The following is a 15,947-nucleotide window of genomic DNA, read 5'->3' as shown; positions in this document are numbered from 1 at the left end:
CGTCGACGTCACGAGACCTCTTCTCGGTACCGCGTCTGAGGACCCTCGTCGTCGGAGTGGTAGCGGCTGCGTCGCTGCACGATGAATCCTGCCGAGACGATGATCATCGCGGAGATTGCGGAGAAGATGATCGCCTGCCGTTGATCGTTGTCGAAGACCATCAAGATCAGTACGGCGAGAATGAACAGCATCACCACACCGGTCAGGTACGGGAACAGCCACATCCGCACCGGCGGCCGGTGACCCTCCGCGCGCAGTACGCGTCCCAGCCGCCACTGGCTCGCCGCGATCGTCAGGTAGACAAACAGCGCGATGGCACCGCTCGTAGCGAGCAACCACGCAAAGATCTTGTCCGGCAACACATAATTGCCGACCACTGCCAGGAATCCGACCACCATCGACATCAACACCGCAACCCACGGCACTCCCTTCGGCGTCAGGCTGCGCACCACCTGCGGGGCGTCGTGCCTGGTTCCCAGCGAGAACATCATGCGCGACGCCGTGTACAGCGCCGAGTTCAAACACGACGCGACGGCCGTCAGGATGACGATGTCCATGATGATCTTCGACCCCGGAATCCCGATGGCCTCCAACACCGACTGGTACGAACCGTTCTCGAGTTTGTTGTAGGGCATCAGTGCGACGACGACGAAGATCGACCCGATGTAGAACAGCGAGATCCGCCAGATCACCGAGTTGACCGCTTTGGTGATGCCGCGTTCGGGGTTCGGAGATTCTGCGGCGGCGATCGTCACGATCTCAGTGCCCATGAATGAGAACATCGTGATGAGCATGCCCGCGATCACCGCGCCGAACCCGTTGGGCATGAACCCATCCGGCTGCCACAGGTGACTCACACCGCTGACTTCTGAGCTCGGAATCCAGCCGAAGATCGCTGCGACGCCAACGAGAATGAACGCCACGATCGCGACGACCTTGATCAGCGCGAACCAGAACTCGAACTCTCCGTAGTTGCCGACGCTCGCGAGGTTCGTGATGGTCAGCAGCAGTGTCACGGCAAGCGCCCAGATCCACTGTTGACCACCGACCAGGTCGGTGAGGATCGCGGCTGCGGCCGTCGCTTCGACGGGTATGACGAGCACCCAGAACCACCAGTAGAGCCAGCCGACGGAGAAACCCGCCCAGCGGCCGAGCGCGCGGTCGGCGTACACCGAGAACGAACCGGTGTCGGGGTTTGCCGTCGCCATCTCACCGAGCATCCGCATCACCAGCACCACCAGGGTGCCGGCCAAAGCGTAGGAGATCAGCACGGCCGGTCCGGCCTTCTCGATGGCGTTCGCCGATCCGACGAACAGACCTGCGCCGATGACTCCGGCGATCGAGATCATGGTGATGTGCCGGGGCTTCAGATTCGACCCCAGCGAGGTGGGCGCTTCCTCCGTGGAGCTATGTGACTCGGTGGTTGCCATCGCTATATGACGTCCCTTCGAAACGGTATTGACCCGATGTGGTGCGGGTGCTGCTTGTGGCGGTACGGCCCGATGTGTGCGGGCATGTCAGTTACCGACGCTTAACCCTACGGAAGGCCCCGCGACTCCACAGAAGAATGCGCCAACGTCGCGAATGTCCGAATCACCGTAGTGCACCCCATGTTTCGAATGCGGCGAGTGCGGCGTCGCCGGTATTCCACAGTGCGTCGATATCGACGACGGCGGCGTCGTGAGTCCGACGATCCTGCAGCGCCAACCCGTTGCCGAACGTCAGCACGTTGTAGCCGACGTCGGCCGCGCGCAGCATCGGCCCAGTCGCCTTTCCGGCTCCGACCAGCCGGTCGAGTCCCTCACCGAAGAAGTAGAAGCGGAACGTCGGTCCGAGGTCGACGTGATACGCACGGTCTGTCTCACGGACGATCGAATCACCATGTGCGGCAATGGCATCGACGAGCCGGAAGTAGTCCGACGCATCGTCGACCGTTGTGCGCGCATCTGCGGTGGCATACGCAAGGTCGACGGTGATGTGAGCGTTGTACCCGCTGAGCGCGGCGCGTTCACCGGAGACGCTGCAGGTGCGCGCCGATCCGAAGTACCGCTGCCAATGCGGTGGCACCGAGCCACCCGAGAACTCGGCGTGCGTCGCGTCGAGGAAGCGGTTGAGCAGTCGCAGGCTGATCACGGGAGCCCAACGCGGGTTGCGGAACGTCGACGGTTGGTGCTGGAGCGGCATTACCGCGTCCCGCTCGACCGCCGCCAATCCGAGGGCGAACAACCCTCGCCGGTCACGGTGCGCGGTGAGAATGTCGGTGATCTGCCACAGGCGACCTACCTGACGTTCCAGGACCGGAAGCGCCGTCGTACCCGGTGACGCGTCCGCGGTGTCCGACAGTTCGACGATCCGCCGGACCTCGCTCGCCGACAGCGGGCTACCGCACGCCTGTGAAACATCAGCACCGGCCGTCGGCGTAGCCACGGCTGCGCCCGCTCCGGTCACCGCGCCACCGGCGACCGCGAGCGCAACGATCATCCTCACCAGCGTGAATCTGGGTGCGCTCATCATCCGATGCTACGGTCGGCGTCGCTCGACGGCAGCGCTTGCGACGAATATGCAAGCCAACGGCGGTTCTGTGCTCAGAGCACAAAGGTCCGACGAAAGTCTGGTGCGCGGGGCCGTTCTCGGTCACACGGACTGCTATTAGTGTTCTGGCTCACATCCACCTAGTAGAGGACCTATTCATCGTGAGCGCACCGTCGTATTTTCCCTGGGAGCTGGCCCATCGTGCAGCCGCACCATGCGTCCGCGACGACCACACCGAACTCGACTACGCGAGCTTTGCCGCCAGAGTCGACGCCGCAGCCGAGCAGTTCGACGCACTCGGAGTCCGACGCGGCGACGTCGTCGCGACGTTCCTGCCCAACCGGGTCGAACTTCTCATCGCGATCGCCGCCGCCTGGCGCCTCGGCGCCATCGCGACACCGGTCAACCCGGCGTTCACCGCGAGTGAGGCGCAGTATCAGCTCGACGACTCGGGTTCCCGCCTCGTCCTCGTCGACGACGACGCCCTGTCCGGCACGTCTGAGCGCAGCATTCTTCACGTCGACGACCTCGCAACCTCCGGCTCGTCGTGGACACCTCCGGAGCCTCCGGCGATGTCCGACGACGCGCTGCTCATCTACACCTCGGGATCGACCGGCCGCCCCAAGGGTGTGCGTCTGGCCCACGACAACCTGTACTACATGGCGTCGACGATGAAAGACCTGATGTCGTTGACCTCGGCCGACCACGCGCTGCTGGTGCTGCCCCTCTTCCATGTCAACGCGATCTGCGTCAGCTTCCTCGCGCCGATTCTGGCCGGCGGCCAACTCAGCATCACCGGGAAGTTCTCGCCGTCGCGCTTCTTCACCGACCTGCACTCGCTGGCGCCGACCTACTTCTCGGCAGTGCCGACGATCTACGCGCTACTCGTTTCCCACCCCGACGTCAGCGCAGAGGCCTTCGCCTCGTTGCGATTTGCGATCTGTGGCGCCGCCCCGATCTCGAAGGAACTGCTCGACCACGTCGAGTCGACGTTCGGCGTCCCGATCCTGCAGGGCTACGGACTCACCGAGGGCACCTGCGCCTCGGCGTGCAATCCCCTTGATGGACAACGGAAGACGGGAACCGTCGGACCTGCGCTGCCCGGCCAGACCATCCGAATCGTCAGTCCCGACGGCAACGACGTACCCACCGGCGAACCCGGCGAGGTACTCATCTCCGGCCCCAACGTCATGCGCGGCTACCTCAACCGCCCGGACGCCACCGCCAGCACCGTCGTCGACGGTTGGCTGCACACCGGCGACGTCGGAACCCTCGACGCCGACGGCTATCTCACCCTGGTCGATCGCATCAAGGACATGATCATCCGCGGTGGAGAGAACCTCTACCCCAAGGAGATCGAGAACGCACTCGCCACCCACCCGTCGGTTCTCGAGTGCGCGGTGGTCGGAGCCCCCGACCCCATCTACGGCGAGGTACCGGTCGCGTTCGTGGTCGCCTACCCGGACCAGCCGGTTCGCGAAGCCGAACTGACCGACCACGTCGCCTCGATCCTCACAAAAGCGAAGCGGCCCAACGAGATCAACGTCGTCGATCAACTTCCCCGCAACCCGGTGGGCAAGATCGACAAACCAGGACTACGACGCCAAGTCCGCGAACCCCAACCAACGTAGAACCCAACCAACGTAGAACCCAGCCCGCACAACACGTTCCGAGCGCCCGACCGCGTCCTCGGTCGATAGCGCCTGCCCGAAGACCTTCAGATAAGGAGAACACCATGGGTCTCGTACAACCCGACTTCCCACCGGTTGACCCGGAAACCTTCCTCGACAAACCATTCTTCGACCGGATGCGCGTGCTCAGCACGCACTGGGCCGAGTACGGCTTCGGTACACCCAAGATGCTCCAGGTGATCTACCTGGTGAAGATCCTGGTGCTCTACTTGGCCATCGGTCTGAGCATCGCGACCTTCACCTCCGGCCTGAACGTGCTGCACGTGTCGCAGTGGTGGAACGAGCCGATCATCTACCAGAAGGCCATTCTCTGGACCCTGCTGATCGAGGTGCTCGGACTCGGCGGCTCCTGGGGACCGCTCGCCGGCCACTTCAAGCCGATGACCGGCGGGTTGCTGTTCTGGCTGCGCCCGCAGACGATCCGGCTCCCACCGTGGCCCGGCAAGGTGCCGCTGACCAAGGGCGATTCGCGCACCGTCTTCGACGTCGCGATCTACGCACTGCTCCTGGTCGCCACCGTTGTCGCACTGGTACTTCCGGGTGTGCAGTCGAGCTGGCTCAACGCCGTGGCACCCACCTCCCACGGCCTGGTCAATCCGGTTCTGATCTACCCGGTGATCGCACTGCTGGTCATCATCGGCCTGCGCGACAAGGTCATCTTCATCGCCGCGCGCGGTGAGCAGTACCTCCCCGCCCTGATCTTCTTCGGCTTCCTGCCCTTCGTCGACATGATCCTCGCGCTCAAGCTGCTGATCGTCACGGTATGGGTCGGCGCGGGTGTTTCCAAACTGGGACACCACTTCTCGATGGTCATCCCGCCGATGATGTCGAACACGCCATGGCTGACGATCAAGGCCCTCAAGCGCGCGAACTACCGCGACTTCCCCAACGACCTCCGACCGTCGAAGGTTGCAGGCGGTATCGGCCACGTGCTCGGCACCATCGTCGAGGTGGCCACGCCACTGGTCCTGCTGTTCTCCACCAACAAGTGGCTCACACTCGCCGCGGTGGTGTTGATGGTGGGCTTCCACCTGTTCATCTTCTCGACGTTCCCCCTCGCGGTCCCGCTCGAATGGAACCTCCTGTTCGCCTATGCAGCGATCTTCCTGTTCTGGGGCTACCCCGCATGGGACGGCTTCGCACTCACCGATACGACGATGCCGTGGGCAATGGTCCTCATCGCTATCGCGCTCTGCTTCTTCCCGGTGCTCGGCAACCTGCGCCCGGATCTCGTGTCGTTCCTCCCGTCGATGCGGCAGTACGCAGGCAACTGGGCGTCGGCCACCTGGGCATTCGCGCCTGGTGCTGAGGAGAAGCTGGAACAGCACATCGTCCGCTCGTCACCCAACACCCGCACCCAGCTGATGGCGTCGTACCCGCCCGAGGTCGCCGACGTCGTGATGCATCAGATGCTTGCCTGGAGGTCGATGCACAGCCAGGGCCGTGCGCTGTACTCGTTGATGAGCCGCCACCTCGGCGACGACATCAACACCTACACCCTGCGTGAAGGCGAGTTCGCGTGTAACTCGTTGGTGGCGTTCAACTTCGGTGACGGCCACCTGCACAACGCGAAGATGATCGCCGCCCTCCAGCGACGCTGCAACTTCGCTCCGGGCGAGTTCCTCGTCGTGTGGATCGAGTCGCAGCCCATCCACAAGGGCACCCAGGAGTACCAGGTGATCGACGCCGCGCTCGGTGTCATCGAGCGGGGTACGTATCGGGTCACCGATGCCATCGCCGAGCAGCCGTGGCTGCCCAACGGGCCGATCCCGATCAACGTCGAATGGACGCTCGACGTTGACGTGGCCCGCGCGTTGACTGATCCTGAGGTGATGACCGAACCCAAGATGCGCGGCGCAGGCGCGCAGGAGCAGGTGTAGCCAGTGACCTCAGCGGTCATAGTCGGCGGCGGGCCCAACGGGCTCGCCGCCGCCCTGCACCTTGCTCGCAACGACGTCGACGTCACCGTGCTCGAAGCCGCCGACACCGTCGGCGGTGGCGCGCGGTCGGGAGAGCTGACGCTGCCCGGCGTCATCCACGACCACTGCTCGGCATTCCATCCGCTCGCCGTCGGTTCACCGTTCTGGCGAGACGTCGGACTCGAGCAATACGGACTCGTGTGGCGGTGGCCCGAGATCGATTGCGCCCACCCGCTGGACTCCGGAGACGCAGGCCTGCTCTATCAGTCGATCGACGAGACGGCCGCGGCGCTCGGCGAGGATGGTCGACGCTGGCGCCTGCTCTTCGGTGATGTGGCAAGCGGATTCGACGACCTGTCCGCAGACCTGCTCCGCCCGATCATCAACATCCCTCGACATCCCCTGCGGCTGGCAGCATTCGGGCCGCGTGCGCTATTGCCTGCGTCTGCCGTCGCACGCGTGTTCCGCACACCGCGGGCGCGCGGGCTGTTCGGAGGTATCGCTGCGCACGCGTTCAACCGCCTCGACCGTCCGATGACCGCGTCTCTCGGCATGATGATCGCCGCGAGCGGACATCGCTACGGATGGCCTGTGGCAGAAGGGGGTTCGGGCGCAATCATCGACGCCGCGGTATCGGCGTTGCGCTCGTACGGCGTCAAGATCGAGACCGGGGTCCGGGTCAGCGCCCGCACCGACATCCCCGACGCCGATCTCGTTCTCCTCGACGTCTCACCCGAGCAGGCTCTCGCCATCTACGGCGACGAGATGCCGTCGCGGATCGCGCGGTCGTATCGGCGATACCGCGTCGGATCGTCGGCGTTCAAGGTCGACTACGCGATCGACGGCGACATCCCGTGGACCAACCCGGACTGCGGTCGTGCCGGAACCGTGCACCTCGGCGGCACTTTCGACGAGGTGGCCTCCACCGAAGCCAGTCGCGCCGGCGGTGTCATGGTGCCGAATCCCTTTGTGCTGCTGGGTCAGCAGTACGTCGCCGACCCCACCCGGAGCGCCGGCAACGTCAATCCCGTGTACGCCTACGCCCACGTGCCCAAGGGTTACGAAGGCGACGCCACCGACCTCGTCACGCAGCAGATCGAGCGTTTCGCACCGGGCTTCCGCGATCGGATCCTCGCGACGCGCAGCACAGGAACCCGTCAATTGCACGACTACAACGCCAATTTCGCCTCGGGCGACATCATCGGCGGAGCCAACGACGGGCTACAGATGCTGATGCGACCACGCACAGCACTCGACCCGTACTGGCTCGGCGTCGACGGCGTGTACCTGTGCTCACAGTCGACGCCGCCCGGCGCCGGTGTGCACGGGCTGTGCGGTGTCAACGCCGCCACGTCGGCACTGAAGAGGCTGGGTCGCAAGCGGTGAGTACCTCGATACCGGGCCTGCCCCTGCATGATTCGCAATTGCCGCCGTCCGCCACACCCGAGGTGCGGGCGGCAGTTGCGCAGGTGGGCAAGCGGTTGCGAGAGAACGAGTCCGAGATCGTTCGCTATCTCACGTCGTTGATGACGCGCGATATCGACCAGCTCGACGTCGATCCCGCCCTGGTCGAGATGCTCGAAGCCAGTGTGCACGGCAACGTCTCGACGATCCTGCATGTGCTGAGCAACGATATCCCCGTCGAGCATCTCCAACCGACGACGGCCGCGGTCGAGTACGCGCTACGCCTTGCTCAGCGTGACGTGCCGTCGAACTCATTGGTACGTGCGTACCACATGGGGCAGAACGAGATGCTGCGCATCATCTTCGGCTACGTCGACGAGCTCGATCTCTCCAAGCACGAGAGCCTCGTGGTGATGCGTCGAATCTCCGACGTCGTCTCGCAGTACATCGAGTGGATCACCCTCTACGTGTTCCAGGCCTACGAGGACGAACGTCGACGCTGGATCGGCGCCGAGGGCAACGTCCTGTCCTCGCGTATTCACGAGATCCTTCGCACGCCCGACGTCGACACCGATTCGTTCGAGCGCGAGTCCGGCTATTCCCTCGACCAGCACCACGTCGCGGTCATCATGTGGTCGGCCGACGAGGGCTCGAGAGATCTCGCCGTGCTCGACCGCGCCGCGCGGATGATGGCCACGAGGCTGTTCGCCGAGGGACCACCGCTCATCACCGCGATCGACCGCAGCACCGCCTGGATCTGGCTGCCGCTGGGGCGCAGCGACCGCGTCGTCGAGACGTCCGACGTCGCGCAGCGGGTGACCCTCCCGGCCGGTGTGCGCGTCGCGTTGGGACTCAACGCCTCCGGCATCGCCGGTTTTCGACGCTCCCACGAGCAAGCACTCGCAGCGTGGGGCCTCGCGACGATGCCCGGAAGCCTGGTCGCCGACGTCGTCGGTTTCGGCGACCGAGGAGTGGCCGTGGTGTCGCGGTTGGCCCGCGACCTCGAGTTCACCCGCGCATGGGTTCACGAGGTCCTGGGGTCACTGGCCGAGGACTCACCGAACGCCGCCGCACTCCGCGAGACGGTGTCGGTCTACTTCGCCACCGGCGAGAGTCACCTACACACCGCCGAGAAGCTCAACCTGCACCGCAACACCGTCAAGTACCGCGTCGACAAGGCCATGCGCGACACCCGCACCACCGACCGCCTCGACCTGGCCCTGGCCCTGACCGTGTGCGAGTTCCTCGGCACCGAGGTGCTAGCCCAGGACTGACCGTCGACCGGGCGCTCTATCCCGTCGACCGTGCGCCAAATCCCGTCGACTGGGCGCTGCAGATTGCCGACTGTGCGCGAGATCCTGCCGACTGTGCGCTGCAGACTGCCGACTGTGCGCTCTGTCGCGCCGACTGGGCGTCGAGCGTCAGCCGACGAGGTGGTGGTCGCGGCGCTGCTGGGTCCACGGATCGTCGACGCGGCGCCCCGCGATCCCGGCGCGGTCGCCGGACTTGAACGCGACCAGAATGCCGAGACACACGCCGACGACGCCCGCGACGAGCGCGGCGATGACGACCTGCTCGATTCGTGGGTAGTACACGGCGACGGTGATCGACGCCGCCACGACAGTCAGTAGGCAGACGGCAAACCCGACGACCCGGGGGATGGTCGTCGTGGATCCGCGATGCGGGTCGGGCAACAGCACGGCCGCGCCGACGATGAGCAAGGTCGAGATCGCGACATCGCTCGGGCGGTGCCAACCCGCGGCAACGAGACCGAAGTCGATGATCGCCGCCCAGGTTCCGCCAAGCGCGGCAACCCACGGACGCAGCAGCGGGGGAGCGGCCAGCGTCACCGCGACGACCAGCGCCGCGATCGCGGCAGCGTGCCCACTGGGCGCAGAGTTGTTGGTCTCCTCGATCCAGTCGTGGAAATGCGGGCGGTACGTGCCGTCACGGAGGGCACGGATGAGGACGATGGTGACCGGCGGAAACAGCAGAAGCGTGGCGGTCGTCGCGATCCGTGATCCGACGCCTCGGTGGCCGCGCTCAGACGGCAACACCGCGCCGACAACCACGAGCGAAACGACGATCGCCGCACCGATGACCCAGGTCAACGGATTCGAGACGACGCTCATCGACAGCCAGTAGGGCACCTGCGTCGCTGCCGGTAGTTCACGTCCATATTCCAGTAGCCGCTGATCGATGACCTGTCCCGCCGATGTCCGCACCGCGAAGACGAAGATGCCACCTGCTGCGGCGAAAGCCAGCAGCGCTGCCAACACAGCACTGACCACATACCCGATGGGTCGGCGGCCACGTGTCTGGTGCGCTGCGGACAGAGAACTCACCGGGTCACCGTATCGGCAGAACCTGGGAGAAATCTGGGATGCGGGCATGGCGAGTCGTGGGTGTTGATCAATTCGTGCCTGTGAATGACGGAACGGTCGCGATCGACCGCAGTTTCATATCAGTAGACAAAGTGTCACACAAGTCAACGTCGCCGTCACTCGGCCGAAACACACGGGTTGTCTCATATAAGGGAACGAAGTCCACTCACATGAATCACGCCGAACAGTCGATTAAAACCGGCAAAACGGATTGAACCGATCTTTCCCACCAGGATAGGAGAAACAATGTCGATCGACAGCACGAGCGCACTCGAATTCCGCGTCACCCCAGGTGCCTGGGAGAACCTCCCCAAGATGCCCGACGCCGAGTACCCCGGCACCGAGGGCTTCATCGGCGATGTCTACGAAAACCCGGACGGTAGCGAGATGTGCAGCGGCTACTTCGAACTGCGCCACACCGACTCGCCTCTCTACTACGAGTACGAGTACGACGAGATGAAGGTTGTCCTCGAAGGCGAGTTCCTCCTCGAGAACAAGGAGACCGGACAGAAGACTGTTGCGAAGGCAAAGGACGCCATCTTCTTCCCCAAGGGCTCCAAGATCTACTTCAGCACTCCCGACTACGCGCTCGCGTTCTACGCGGGCCACCGCGATTCGACGCTCCTGTAGATCCGATGTCGCAGCTCGCATACTCGAGCGTTCCGGCCTGGGCGCGCACGCAGGATGTGACCCCGCCGCCGAGCACCGACCTTCCCGACGCCACCGGCCGGGAGTACGTGCTCATCGGTGTGGGCGATCCCGCTGCGCAGCCCATGGCCGGCGCGCCGTCGGCCATCGACCTGGTGCGCGCATGGGCACAGGTGCTGTCTCCTGAAATCCGACGTTCCGTGCTCCTCGGTGATCAAGCTGACACCCTCGCGGGCCAGCTCCGAGAAACACTGCGCGACAGCACTGTTGGTGTCCGCGTCGTGATAGCGGGACCCACAGGCACGTGCCTGCGGTTGCGCGCCACCGCGATCGACGCTGGACTCGAAGACGACGAGATCAGCGTTGTCCCCGTCGGTTCTGGCCCAGTCGACATCTTCTGCTCGCACTGTCGCACCACAACTCGCACCATCGCGGCCATCGACGACGTGATCTCGTGCGACGGCTGTGACCGCGACCTCCTCGTCTACTACCACGTTTCACGACGCACCGGCGCCTTCCTCGGCTTCATGGTCGACGCCGAGACCGCCGAATCCCCAGGAGTCCCGCGATGACAGCACTTGCGGATGCCGACGCCGCGCCCGCGACGCCACAGACAGTGACACCGCCGACCACGTTGACGTTGACGGTGACGTCGATCATCAACAGCGCCAACGGGATACGAACGATCACGCTGGCATACCCGGACGGCTCAGCACTGCCCGGATTTGTTCCCGGGAGTCACCTCGTCGTCGCGGCGGGGAGACATTCCAACGCCTACAGCCTCGTCTCCGACGGTGCGAATCCCACCGAATACACAATCTCGGTGCTCCGCGTCGAAGAGGGAAACGGCGGTTCGCGATGGCTGCACGACGAACTCGCCGAGGGTGATCAACTCGAAGTCCGACCTCCCCGAAGCGCATTCGCGCCCGCAGCCCGCGCCGCAAAGCACCTCCTCGTCGCAGGCGGTATCGGGGTGACACCTATCGTGTCGCACCTTCGCGCTGCAGCGAGGTGGCAGCGGAACGTGCAGGTACTCTACGCATTTCGGCCCGGCTATGCCGCCCACGTCGACGATGTTTCCCGGCTTGCCGGATCGGGAGCGGAACTCTTCACAACACGCGCCGAGTTCTCGACGAGGCTCGCCGCGACACTCGAAGAACAGCCGGTGGGGACGCACCTCTACGTCTGCGGTCCCGCCGGCTTCATCGATCATGTCCTCGACTCCGCTACCGCCGCGGGGTGGCCGTCGTCGCGGCTGCATTCCGAGCGCTTCGGTATCGATGCGTTGGATGCGGGAGATCCCTTCCGGGTCAGGCTCACTCGCAGCGACCGAACTCTCGACGTTCCGTCGGGGACGAGCCTTCTCGAGGCCCTCGAGGCAAACGACATCGCCGTCCCGAACCTCTGCCGACAGGGCGTGTGCGGCGAATGCCGTATCGACCTGTGCGGCGGAGACGAACCCATCCATCGCGACCTGTTCCTCACCGACGACGAAAAGAAGTCGCGCACCGCGATCATGCCCTGTGTCTCGCGCGCAGGCGACGGATGCACCCTGGAGGTACCGCTGTGACAACGGCCCCGGTCCGACGACAGATGACGACCCCAGACCTGGTCTCGGCCTTCCCATTTCCCTTCGTCGACGACATCTATCGGTACAGCACGAACGTCGAACCCGCGAACCAACAGGTGATCACACCAGCCGGCCAGTGGGGAGACTCGGTAGCCGTGATCGACTCCGAGTACCACAGCGAACTCGCTGAACGCGCTGCAGTCCTCGACGCCGACCCGACGCGACGAGCAGTCCTACCGCACATGCGACCTGCCGCCTGGGACGCGCTCATGACCATGCTGCGTGAACTCGCACACGCCTACCCCGACACCATGCACCTCACCTCGCTCGGAGACGACGAATGGCATTGGTGCAACGACCTTCTCGCCGACGAGCGCACCTTCCGCTACGGCGACGAGGCAAGCCTCGGCGACGACCCGCTGCACTACCTCTCGACTCAGGTACAAGAAGACATCGCCCTTCTCGACCAGCGTGATGACCAACTCTTCGTCGATGCGGGCGTCATCACCTTCGCCGCCGACTGGAGCTTCGGATTCGACGTCGGAATGAGCTTCCTCGAGATTCATGGCCCGGTTCCGCGGGTACGCAAGATGGGTGTCATCACGCGTGCACACGAGTTCCTCAAGCGCCTGCAACCGCACGAACCGTACCGCCGCACCAATTGGACTATGACCATCGGACGTCGCCTCGACGTCTCCACGGAGCGCTACCCCGAGTGGGGCCCGGATCGGGAAATGATCCAACATGTCGACGACGCCGAGTTCGGACGTCTCGTGCACCTGCGCGTCGAGGTCCAACACCTCATTCGCCTTCCCGACTCCGGCGCGATCATGTTCGTGATCCGCACCTACCTGTTGCCCCTGGAGGCATTGGCAACCGTCGAACCGTGGCGGGTTCGCGCTGCGGAGGTCTTCGCGGAGCTTCCCGACGACATGGCCGACTACAAGGGCATCATCAAGTACCGCACACGAGCGTCGGAGTGGCTCCGCGCGCACGCAGTACCGCAGCCCTCCGCCGACGACAACATCACGTCCACAACAGAACTCGACAGCGCGCATAGCGTCGCGACGGAACCCGCTCACGGCCTGCCCGACTGGCCGTCGCGACCGCCAGAGGTCGACGCCGCGGGATCGGAATTCCTCATCGTCGCGGCGGGCGCGGCCGACGAGACCGCCCACACCGCACGCGCCTGGGTGCGCACCGCCGAGAGCATCGGCCCGACACGCCTGCTCGTGCTCGATTCGCTGACACACGACGACGACCGAACCACCTTGGTCGACGCCCTGGCCGCAACCCACACGGGCGCACGGATTCTCGTGACCGGCGGCCAGTACGACGTACTGACCGCACTTGCACTCGCACGCGAGTCAGGTGCGATCGCCGACGAACTCTCGGCGTTCGTCACCGACACCACTGATCTTCCGGTGTACTGCGCGCATTGCCGGGGCACATTCCGTGGGGTCGGCGCACCGGGCGGCGTCGTCGAATGTCCGGGTTGCGCACGACGTCTGGAGATCCACGAGCACCACTCGGCGTCCCGCGGCAGCTTCCTTGCCTCGGCCGTCGACGCCAGGGACCTGGAGGCACCGTCATGACGATCACGGCGGCACCCGCACACCTACACGACGGCTATCAGACCGGAACCCGCACGATGCGAGTCGTCGAGGTCCGACCTCTCACCGACGCCATCACGCACTTCCGGTTCGTGCCTATCGACGGCACACTGACCCCGTACCAACCCGGCAGCCACCTCATTGTGCAAGCGGGTGCGACACGTAACGCCTACTCGCTCGTCGACGACGGAATGTATCCCGACTCGTACGGGATCTCCGTGTTGCGCAAGGACACCGGGGGAGGATCGCAGTGGCTGCACACCAACCTCGTCGAGGGTGAACTGATCGAAATCGAAGGTCCGCGACCGATGTTCGCGCCCGTCCTCGACCAACATCGTGCGCTGCTCGTCGCCGGCGGCATCGGCATCACACCGATCCTCTCGCACGCACGTGCCGCAGCACGAGAGGGTCTGCCTGTGGAGGTTGTCTACTCCTACCGGCCGGGGCAGGGCGCACATCTCGACGACCTGCGGGCGCTCGCCGACCACCCCGACGTCACCCTCTACGAGGCGACCAGTGTCGAAGAGACGGTCGCAGTCCTCGCCGAACGTCTTGCTGCCCAACCGCTTGGCACTCACGCCTACGCTTGCGGACCCGCGCCGTTGCTTGACACCTACACGCGGCTGGCCTCCTCGGCAGGCTGGCCGGCGGCGCGAGTCCATCTGGAGCGATTCACCGCACCTGAGCAAGACCCCGGCGATCCCTTCTCGGTGAGCCTGGCCGACGGCACTGCGATCGACGTGCCGCCCGGGGTCTCCCTGCTCGAACGACTCCTCGACAACGGTGTCGACGTCAGCAACATGTGCCGACAGGGGGTCTGCGGCGAATGCCGAATCCCCGTGCGCGCCGGTCAGATAACGCACCGCGACTATGTACTGTCCGACGAGGAGAAGGCAACCGGCGACGCAATGCTCTGCTGCGTCTCACGCGGTGCAGGCGATTTGGTCCTCGACGTCGCCCCCACATCGCCTACCTGATCGAGCCCCCACCGACCGAGCCCCCCCACCGACCGAGCCCCCTACCGCTGATCGAGCTTGTCGAGATCACCCACCCGCCGACCGAGCTACCCCCACCGCTGATCGAGCTTGTCGAGATCACCAGCCCAACCCGCCCAACCGATTTCGAGGTGACCACATGACACTCACCGCAGACCAGTCGCCAGCCCACGCGCCTACCGGCGCGGCGGCCGACTTTCTCGCGCAACCCGTCGACCACCTGTCGAACATCCCGTGGCCGTTCCCCGACGAGCTCGAGGAGTTCAACTACTCCGTCAACGTCGAGCCGGCCCGTACCCCGCGTCGAACACGCGGAGGGGAGTGGGGCCGCAACCTCGTCGACTTGGGCGGAGCCGAGTACGCCTCGATCATGGCTGAGCGCAGGCGAATACTCGACGCCGATCCGTCTCGCGTGCGTATCCGACCCGGCATGGAGATCGCGTGCTGGGATCTGCTGCTGTACTACCTACGCGACCTCGCGCTCGCCTACCCGCAATTCATGCACCTCGATGAACTGGGCTCCGGCCGATTCCATTGGCGCAACGACCTTCTCGGCACCGACGCCGGGTTCACCCTCGGCGACACCTCAACACTGCCCAACGGACCGATGGACTTCCTCGCGCGTGAGGTCCCCGACGATCTTCTGCTCGTCGTCGAACGCGACGGCCGCCTGTACTTCGACGCCGGTGTGGTGACCTTCGCCGCAGCCTGGTCGGTGTCGTTCGACGTCGGCATGGATATGTACGAAATACATTCTCCTGTACCAGGTTTGATCCGCGATGGCATCGTCGCTAGGGCCGAGCAGTTCCTGCGTAGGCTGCCCGCCGATCAGGTCTACCGCCGCGTGAATTGGACCCTCTCGGCGTCGGACTCGCACAAGCTCGACGTCAGCCTCGAAGAGCTTCCCGAGTGGGGGCGCGACATCCCGGCTATGGTACGGGACAAGAACTTCGGTTCGGCCCGCTTGCGCATCGAGCTCGAGCACTTCATTCGACTCCCGATGTCGGGAGCCGTCACTTTCAATATTCGAACGTTCATGGCGTCGCTCGACGATGTGCGACGTATCCCCGAGTGGTCGGCCCAGCTGGCCACCGTCATCGAGACCCTCGACGAGCGCATCGCCGCGTACAAGGGCTTCCTCGACTACCGCGACGACGTCGTCGCATATCTCCGCCAACCCGCCTAACCCGC

At 64.9% G+C, this 15,947-nt stretch carries 13 protein-coding genes; 10 read left to right on the top strand and 3 right to left on the bottom strand.

Going from position 1 to position 15,947, the window contains the following annotated elements; translation table 11 throughout:
• Positions 1 to 8 precede the first annotated feature (8 nt).
• Together ABW18_RS11710 and ABW18_RS11705 are read right to left on the bottom strand one after the other, a co-directional pair.
• A complete protein-coding gene (locus tag ABW18_RS11710) occupies positions 9 to 1,430 on the bottom strand; it encodes an amino acid permease (protein WP_049699158.1) in 1,422 nt (473 codons plus the stop codon).
• A 163-nt stretch (positions 1,431 to 1,593) separates the two neighbouring features.
• Complete coding sequence (locus ABW18_RS11705; protein ID WP_235434360.1) at positions 1,594 to 2,511, bottom strand: DUF5995 family protein; 918 nt, start codon at positions 2,509 to 2,511, stop codon at positions 1,594 to 1,596.
• 182 nt (positions 2,512 to 2,693) lie between these two features.
• Here ABW18_RS11705 and ABW18_RS11700 point away from each other — a divergent pair, with 182 nt between their 5' ends.
• From ABW18_RS11700 to ABW18_RS11685, 4 genes are all read left to right on the top strand, one after another.
• Positions 2,694 to 4,163, top strand: coding sequence for a class I adenylate-forming enzyme family protein (locus tag ABW18_RS11700; RefSeq protein ID WP_049699157.1), 1,470 nt, complete (start codon positions 2,694 to 2,696; stop codon positions 4,161 to 4,163).
• Between the two features lie 104 nt (positions 4,164 to 4,267).
• On the top strand, positions 4,268 to 6,103 hold the full coding sequence (locus ABW18_RS11695; RefSeq protein WP_049699156.1) for a DUF3556 domain-containing protein: 1,836 nt from the start codon (positions 4,268 to 4,270) through the stop codon (positions 6,101 to 6,103).
• A gap of 3 nt (positions 6,104 to 6,106) precedes the next feature.
• Positions 6,107 to 7,528 carry a phytoene desaturase family protein gene (locus ABW18_RS11690; RefSeq protein ID WP_049699155.1) on the top strand — a complete coding sequence of 474 codons (1,422 nt, stop codon included), beginning with the start codon at positions 6,107 to 6,109 and terminating at the stop codon, positions 7,526 to 7,528.
• Entirely contained in the window at positions 7,525 to 8,820 is a 1,296-nt protein-coding gene (locus ABW18_RS11685) for a PucR family transcriptional regulator (RefSeq protein WP_049699154.1), read from the top strand. Before ABW18_RS11690 ends, ABW18_RS11685 begins: the two co-directional genes overlap by 4 nt.
• Positions 8,821 to 8,967: 147 nt before the next feature.
• On the opposite strand, the gene ABW18_RS11680 is transcribed toward ABW18_RS11685, so the two are convergent.
• The gene (locus ABW18_RS11680; protein ID WP_235434359.1) at positions 8,968 to 9,891 is read right to left on the bottom strand and encodes a phosphatase PAP2 family protein; all 924 of its coding nucleotides are present in this window, start codon (positions 9,889 to 9,891) and stop codon (positions 8,968 to 8,970) included.
• A 285-nt stretch (positions 9,892 to 10,176) separates the two neighbouring features.
• On the opposite strand from ABW18_RS11680, the gene ABW18_RS11675 reads away from it, so the two are divergent.
• From ABW18_RS11675 to ABW18_RS11650, 6 genes are all read left to right on the top strand, one after another.
• A complete protein-coding gene (locus ABW18_RS11675) occupies positions 10,177 to 10,560 on the top strand; it encodes a cupin domain-containing protein (RefSeq protein WP_049699153.1) in 384 nt (127 codons plus the stop codon).
• A gap of 5 nt (positions 10,561 to 10,565) precedes the next feature.
• Positions 10,566 to 11,150: a dimethylamine monooxygenase subunit DmmA family protein gene (locus ABW18_RS11670; RefSeq protein WP_049699152.1), complete on the top strand. Its 585-nt coding sequence runs from the start codon at positions 10,566 to 10,568 to the stop codon at positions 11,148 to 11,150.
• Complete coding sequence (locus ABW18_RS11665) at positions 11,147 to 12,148, top strand: PDR/VanB family oxidoreductase (RefSeq protein ID WP_049699151.1); 1,002 nt, start codon at positions 11,147 to 11,149, stop codon at positions 12,146 to 12,148. Before ABW18_RS11670 ends, ABW18_RS11665 begins: the two co-directional genes overlap by 4 nt.
• A gap of 23 nt (positions 12,149 to 12,171) precedes the next feature.
• Positions 12,172 to 13,743, top strand: a complete 1,572-nt coding sequence (locus ABW18_RS11660; RefSeq protein ID WP_152930075.1) for a heme-dependent oxidative N-demethylase family protein — start codon at positions 12,172 to 12,174, stop codon at positions 13,741 to 13,743.
• Entirely contained in the window at positions 13,740 to 14,738 is a 999-nt protein-coding gene (locus ABW18_RS11655; RefSeq protein ID WP_049699149.1) for a PDR/VanB family oxidoreductase, read from the top strand. The genes ABW18_RS11660 and ABW18_RS11655 overlap by 4 nt, the downstream gene beginning before the upstream one ends.
• 157 nt (positions 14,739 to 14,895) lie before the next feature.
• Entirely contained in the window at positions 14,896 to 15,942 is a 1,047-nt protein-coding gene (locus tag ABW18_RS11650) for a heme-dependent oxidative N-demethylase family protein (RefSeq protein WP_049699148.1), read from the top strand.
• Positions 15,943 to 15,947 lie beyond the last annotated feature (5 nt).

This window comes from Gordonia jacobaea (assembly GCF_001186365.1).
Classification (GTDB): domain Bacteria; phylum Actinomycetota; class Actinomycetes; order Mycobacteriales; family Mycobacteriaceae; genus Gordonia; species Gordonia jacobaea.
Note: the sequence above shows the minus strand (reverse complement) of the source record. Positions and strands in the feature narration are given on the sequence as shown.